This is a genomic window from Pseudomonas sp. P5_A12 (genome assembly GCF_056400685.1).
Genome location: NZ_JBFUKU010000295.1, coordinates 1 through 6,447, shown reverse-complemented (window position 1 = coordinate 6,447; position 6,447 = coordinate 1). Strand labels below are relative to the sequence as shown.

The 6,447-nt window shown below is 60.9% G+C and carries 5 protein-coding genes; 1 reads left to right on the top strand and 4 read right to left on the bottom strand.

All coding sequences use genetic code 11. From position 1 onward, the window contains the following. Positions 1 to 56: 56 nt before the first annotated feature. The 4 genes from AC1DSG_RS25895 to AC1DSG_RS25880 form a co-directional block, all read right to left on the bottom strand. Entirely contained in the window at positions 57 to 353 is a 297-nt protein-coding gene (locus AC1DSG_RS25895; protein ID WP_477793430.1) for a DUF5629 family protein, read from the bottom strand. A gap of 150 nt (positions 354 to 503) precedes the next feature. Continuing rightward, positions 504 to 2,084, bottom strand: coding sequence for an aldehyde dehydrogenase (NADP(+)) (locus AC1DSG_RS25890; protein ID WP_477793429.1), 1,581 nt, complete (start codon positions 2,082 to 2,084; stop codon positions 504 to 506). A 10-nt stretch (positions 2,085 to 2,094) separates the two neighbouring features. Then, positions 2,095 to 3,087, bottom strand: a complete 993-nt coding sequence (gene araD1, locus AC1DSG_RS25885) for an AraD1 family protein (RefSeq protein ID WP_477793428.1) — start codon at positions 3,085 to 3,087, stop codon at positions 2,095 to 2,097. A 56-nt stretch (positions 3,088 to 3,143) separates the two neighbouring features. After that, positions 3,144 to 4,466 carry an MFS transporter gene (locus AC1DSG_RS25880; protein ID WP_477793427.1) on the bottom strand — a complete coding sequence of 441 codons (1,323 nt, stop codon included), beginning with the start codon at positions 4,464 to 4,466 and terminating at the stop codon, positions 3,144 to 3,146. Between the two features lie 194 nt (positions 4,467 to 4,660). Here AC1DSG_RS25880 and AC1DSG_RS25875 point away from each other — a divergent pair, with 194 nt between their 5' ends. Next, a complete protein-coding gene (locus AC1DSG_RS25875; RefSeq protein WP_477793426.1) occupies positions 4,661 to 6,397 on the top strand; it encodes an IlvD/Edd family dehydratase in 1,737 nt (578 codons plus the stop codon). The last annotated feature ends 50 nt before the right edge of the window (positions 6,398 to 6,447 follow it).

Here is a 6,447-nt window from a genome sequence, read left to right as displayed (position 1 = left end):
AAGCAGCTTGAACACCCATCGCGCCGACGCTGCCGGCGATCAATAGCGGCCAGAGATTACGCACCCTCAAGCTCATCGTCCTCGTCGTCATGACCACCGATAGCGGTCAGGCACACCAGACGATGTTCGCCGGAATCGCCGGTGATCACCCAGCTTTGCAGAGTGGAGTCGAAGGTGGCTGCCTGAATCTGCGCCGGGGTGAACTCCCAGTGCTTGGCCGCTCGCCCATCCATGCATTCGATGTGCAGGTTGTCGTCTTCATCGAGGGAGAATTCGAACGCGTGCAACCCGTCGATTTCCACCATGTCGCAGTGTTCGAGGGTGGTGAGCAAGGTATCGGCTTCGGTAGTCATGGCAATCAATCTTTAAATGGGAAAGATGCCATGATAACTCATGATCGTTCCCACGCTCCGCGTGGGAATGCAGCCCGGGACGCTCCGAGTCCCAAGCAGACGCAGAGCGTCCATTAAGGCATTCCCACGCGGAGCGTGGGGAACAATCAGTTACAGGGCTTCGCGCGACGGCTGCCCATCCACCAAACGCTGGATGCGCAGCGGATTGCCATTCTTCAACGCGTCCGGCAGGAGATTGTCCGGGTAGTTCTGGAAGCACACCGGGCGCAGGAAACGATCAATCGCCAAGGTGCCCACCGAGGTGCCGCGCGCATCGGACGTCGCCGGGTACGGCCCACCGTGGACCATCGAATCGCAGACTTCCACGCCGGTCGGATAACCATTGAGCAGAATCCGCCCGACCTTTTGCTCCAGCAAAGCCGTCAATTCACCGAACTGTTCAAAGTCCGCCGGATCACCAATGATCGTCGCCGTCAGCTGCCCATGAAGCCCGTTCAGCGCCGCCGTGAGTTGCGCCTGATCAGCCACTTCAACCACCACCGTGGTCGGGCCGAACACCTCCTCCTGCAAGACTTCATCGCCATTCAGCAACAGGCTGACATCAGCCTTGAACAACTGCGGCTGAGCCTGGTTACCCTGTTGCGCGTTGCCGGCCAGGTGCGTGATGCCGGAATGCGCGAGGAGTTTTTCCAGGCCTTTGCCGTAGCTGCTCAAGGTCCCGGCATTGAGCATGGTTTGCGCCGGCTGATCGTTGATCAACCCGGCGACCTGCTGCACGAACGCGCTGAACTGCGGTGAGCGAATCCCGATCACCAGCCCGGGATTGGTACAGAACTGACCACAGCCTTGAACCACCGACGCGGTCAGGTCACGGGCAATCGATTCAAGCCGGCTCTGCAACGCCTGCGGTAACACGATCACCGGGTTGATGCTCGACATTTCGGCGAACACCGGGATCGGCTGCGCACGTGCCGCGGCCATGTCGCACAAGGCGCGACCGCCCTTCAGCGAACCGGTAAAACCAACAGCCAGAATCGCCGGGTGCTTGACCAGCGCTTCGCCGACCCCGCCACCGAAGATCATGTTGAACACACCGGCCGGCATGCCGGTTTTTTCTGCGGCACGCAGGATCGCGTCAGCCACCCATTCGGCCGTGGCCATGTGACCACCATGTGCCTTGAACACCACCGGGCAACCGGCCGCCAGGGCCGAGGCGGTATCGCCCCCAGCCGTCGAGAACGCCAGGGGAAAGTTGCTGGCACCAAACACCGCGACCGGGCCGAGGCCGATGCGGTATTGGCGCAAGTCCGGACGCGGCAGCGGCGTGCGTTCCGGTAGCGCCCGATCAATGCGCGCACCGTAGAAGTCGCCGCGACGCAGCACTTTGGCGAACAGGCGCATCTGACCGCTGGTGCGGCCTCTTTCACCTTGAATGCGGCCAGCGGGTAGTGCAGTTTCGCGGCAGACCACGGCGACGAACTCGTCACCCAACGCGTCCAGCTCATCGGCTATCGCATCGAGAAATTGTGCGCGTCGCTCAGCGCTCAGGCTGCGATAGGCCGGGTAAGCCGTTGCGGCGGCCTTGGCGGCGGCGTCGACTTCTTCCGGGGTGGCCTGGTAGAAATCGTGGGGCAATGCCTCGCCGGTGCTGGCGTCGAAGCTCTGATGTTTGAGCGAACCGGCGGCGCTGCGCTGGCCGCCGATGTAGTTGTGTCCAAGAATGCGGGTCATGCCTATCTCCTTAAAGGGTGCCGACGGTGCCGGGCAGGAACGCCGCTTCAGCCGGCGCAATGCCGTTGATCAACGGTGCGCCGAACTCGGCTTGGCTGATCTCGAAAACGTCTCCCGGTTGGGTACGGATGCCATCGGCGAAGGACAAGGTCGCGGTGCCGAAGAAATGAATATGCACATCCCCCGGACGCAGGAACTGGCTGTATTTGAAATGGTGGTACTCAAGGTTTTCCAGGCTGTGGCACATGTTGGCCTCGCCGCTGAGAAACTCGTTCTGCCACAACACTTCACCGTCGCGCAGGATGCGGCTGGTGCCGGCCAGGTGTTGCGGCAACTCGCCAACCCGAAGCTCCGGGCCATAGCTGCAACTGCGCAATTTAGAGTGCGCCAGGTACAGGTAGTTTTTACGCTCCATGACGTGATCGGAGAACTCGTTGCCGACCGCATAACCGAGACGATAAGGCTTGCCATCATGGCCGATGACGTAGAGGCCGCTGAGCTCCGGCTCTTCGCCGGCATCTTCGGCGAAGGGCGGCAGCGGGAACGGCTTGCCCGGCCGAACGACGATACTGCCGTCGCCCTTGTAGAACCATTCCGGCTGTACGCCGACCTGCCCTGTTGCCGGTGTGCCGCCCTCCACGCCCCATTTGAAAATGCGCATGGTGTCGGTCATTGCCGCTTCGTCACCGGCGTGTTGATGCATCTTGTCCCGTGCCGAGGCGCTGCCCAAATGGGTCAGGCCGGTACCGCTGACCAGCATGTGCGCCGGGTCCGGGTGATCCAGCGGCGGCAGGATGCGTAGCGTGGCCAGCAGTTCAGCGTAGTCGTGGCTGGAGCCCAGCCCCAGGACTTTTACTTGCTGCTCCAGATTCGTGCCCGCCTCGATCGCCGCCAATGCCAGGTCACGAACGGTATGTGCGTCCCGCACTTCCAGCACCAGACCGTCTTCGACGACGCCAACGCGGCGCTCGCCGTTACTCAATTCGAATTGAACCAAACGCATGATTTTCTCCTGTTTATTCGCTCCCACAGGGATTGGTGGTGTTTGTTTATTCGGTGTCAGGTGCGAGTGGCGCCACGCGCGCTGGCCGCGAACTGCTCAGCCGGCAGCACATGCTTGCGCTCCAGCAACCGATACACCACGCCCGTCAGCAGCAGCCCGAACACCATCACACCGGACAGGAAATACAGGCCCGACGCCAGGTTGCCGGTGTATTCCTTCAGCGCGCCGATCACGAACGGACCGATGTAACCGCCTAGGTTGCCCACCGAGTTGATCAAGGCAATGCCGGCCGCCGCACTGGCCCCGGCGAAGAACCGGCCCGGCAAGGTCCAGAACACTGCGGTGCATGAAAACAGGGCAAACGCCACCAGGCAAAGGGCTGCGAGTTGCAACACCGGCACCGTCAGCCAGGCGCTGAAGAACAGGCCAATAGCACCCAGCACATACAGCACGGCAAGGTGACCGTAGCGGTCATTCAACCGGTCGGAGCTGCGCGGAATGATCAGCAAGCCGACGATCCCGAAAATGTACGGCACTGCTGAAACGAAACCCGTCACCAGATCGGTGCCGCCGAACTGTTTGATCAGCGTCGGCAACCACAGACCCAAGCCATAAATGCTCAACGTCACCGGCAGGTAAAACAGCGCCAGCAGCAACACACGCTTGTCTTTGAGCGCGTGCAACGGATTGCCGTGACGGGTCTGGCCGTATTGCGCAAGGTCCTTTTTCAACTCGCCGGCCAACCAGTCCTTTTCGGACTGGTCCATCCACGTCACTTGTTGCGGGCCGTCAGGCAGGTAACGCAGCACCGGCCAAGTCAGCAGGATCGCTGGCGTACCGATGACGATGAACAGCCACTGCCAGCCGTGCAGACCGAGGGTGCCGTCCATGCCGAGCAAGCCGCCGGACACCGGGCCGGTGATCATCATCGCGATGGGTTGAGAAAGAATGAACAGACCGAGGATCTTGCCGCGATGGCGAATCGGGAACCACTGAGTGATGTAGTACAGAACGCCCGGGAAAAAACCGGCTTCCGCCGCACCGAGCAGAAAGCGCATCACGTAGAAGCTGTTCGGCCCCTGAACGAAGGCCATGCCGATGGTGATCGCACCCCAGGTGACCATGATCCGCGCAAACCAGCGTCGCGCGCCGAAACGGTCGAGCATCAGGTTGCTGGGGATTTCAAACAGGAAGTAACCAATGAAGAACAGCCCGGCACCCAGTCCGTATGCCGCGTCGCCGAGGCCGATGTCGGCGCCCATGTGCAGTTTCGCGAAGCCTACAGCGGAGCGATCCACATAGGCGATCAGGTACAGCAGGATCAGGAAGGGAATCAGTTTCAGTGTGATGCGACGAATAAGCCGCAGTTCCTGGCTCATGAGTTCGGTCTCCGATTGTTGTTGTTATAGAACCTCAGGGGACGCCTCTCGCAGAAAATCTGCCAGGGCCATCCCTCTGTTGAAAACGACTATATAGTAATACTAATTACCCAACAACACTTCCAAACGTCCGAATTTGCGCTTATGTTAGGCCGTAGATTTAACAGAATAGTCATACAATAAGAGAATCGATCATGTCTGATAAGAAACCCACCCTGCGCTCCGCCCAATGGTTTGGCACCGCCGACAAGAACGGCTTCATGTACCGCAGCTGGATGAAGAATCAGGGCATCGCCGACCACCAGTTCCAGGGCAAGCCAATCATCGGCATCTGCAACACCTGGTCGGAACTGACCCCGTGCAACGCGCACTTTCGCCAAATCGCGGAGCACGTCAAACGCGGAGTGATCGAGGCCGGCGGGTTCCCCGTGGAATTCCCGGTGTTCTCCAACGGCGAATCGAACCTGCGCCCGACCGCCATGTTCACCCGCAACCTGACGAGCATGGACGTTGAAGAAGCCATTCGCGGCAACCCGATTGATGGCGTGGTGCTGCTGACCGGTTGCGACAAAACCACCCCGGCGCTGCTGATGGGCGCGGCCAGTTGTGACGTGCCGGCGATCGTCGTCACCGGCGGACCGATGCTCAACGGTAAGCACAAAGGCCAGGACATCGGTTCCGGCACGGTTGTTTGGCAGCTCAGCGAACAGGTCAAGGCTGGCACCATCACCATTGACGATTTCCTCGCGGCCGAGGGCGGCATGTCCCGCTCGGCCGGCACCTGCAACACCATGGGCACGGCGTCGACCATGGCCTGCATGGCTGAAGCACTGGGCACCTCCCTGCCCCATAACGCAGCAATTCCGGCAGTGGATGCACGGCGTTATGTGTTGGCGCACATGTCCGGCATGCGTGCGGTGGAGATGGTTCGCGAAGACTTGAAATTGTCGAAGATCCTCACCAAGGAAGCCTTCGAAAACGCCATCCGTGTCAACGCCGCGATTGGCGGTTCGACCAACGCCGTGATCCACTTGAAAGCCATCGCCGRTCGCATCGGTGTGGACCTGGAACTGGACGACTGGACCCGCATCGGTCGCGGCATGCCGACCATCGTCGACCTGCAACCGTCCGGGCGTTTCCTGATGGAAGAGTTCTACTATGCTGGCGGTTTGCCAGCGGTATTGCGTCGTCTTGGTGAAGCCAACCTGATCCCGAACCCGAATGCCTTGACCGTCAACGGCAAGACCCTAGGCGAGAACACCAAAGACGCGCCGATTTACGGTCAGGACGAGGTCATCCGCACCCTCGACAACCCGATCCGCGCCGACGGCGGCATCTGCGTGTTGCGCGGTAACCTGGCGCCACTGGGCGCAGTACTCAAACCATCCGCCGCGACGGCTGAACTGATGCAGCATCGCGGCCGGGCCGTAGTGTTCGAGAACTTCGACATGTACAAGGCACGGATCAACGATCCGGAGCTGGACGTCGACGCCAACTCGATCCTCGTGATGAAGAACTGCGGTCCGAAGGGTTACCCGGGCATGGCCGAAGTCGGCAATATGGGTTTGCCGGCCAAGCTGCTGGCGCAAGGTGTGACCGACATGGTGCGCATCTCTGATGCGCGCATGAGCGGCACCGCTTATGGCACCGTGGTTCTGCATGTTGCGCCGGAAGCAGCAGCGGGCGGGCCGTTGGCTGCGGTGAAAGAAGGTGACTGGATCGAGCTGGACTGCGCCAGCGGGCGTTTGCATCTTGATATCCCGGATGCTGAACTGGCGGCGCGCATGGCTGATTTGCAGCCACCCCAGCAAATGATCCTGGGCGGCTATCGTCAGCTGTACATCGACCATGTACTGCAAGCGGATCAGGGCTGCGACTTCGACTTCCTGGTCGGCTGCCGCGGCGCAGAAGTCCCACGCCACTCTCACTAACCCCGCAGCCCCCTGTGGGAGCGAGCCTGCTCGCGAAGGCGGAGTGTCAG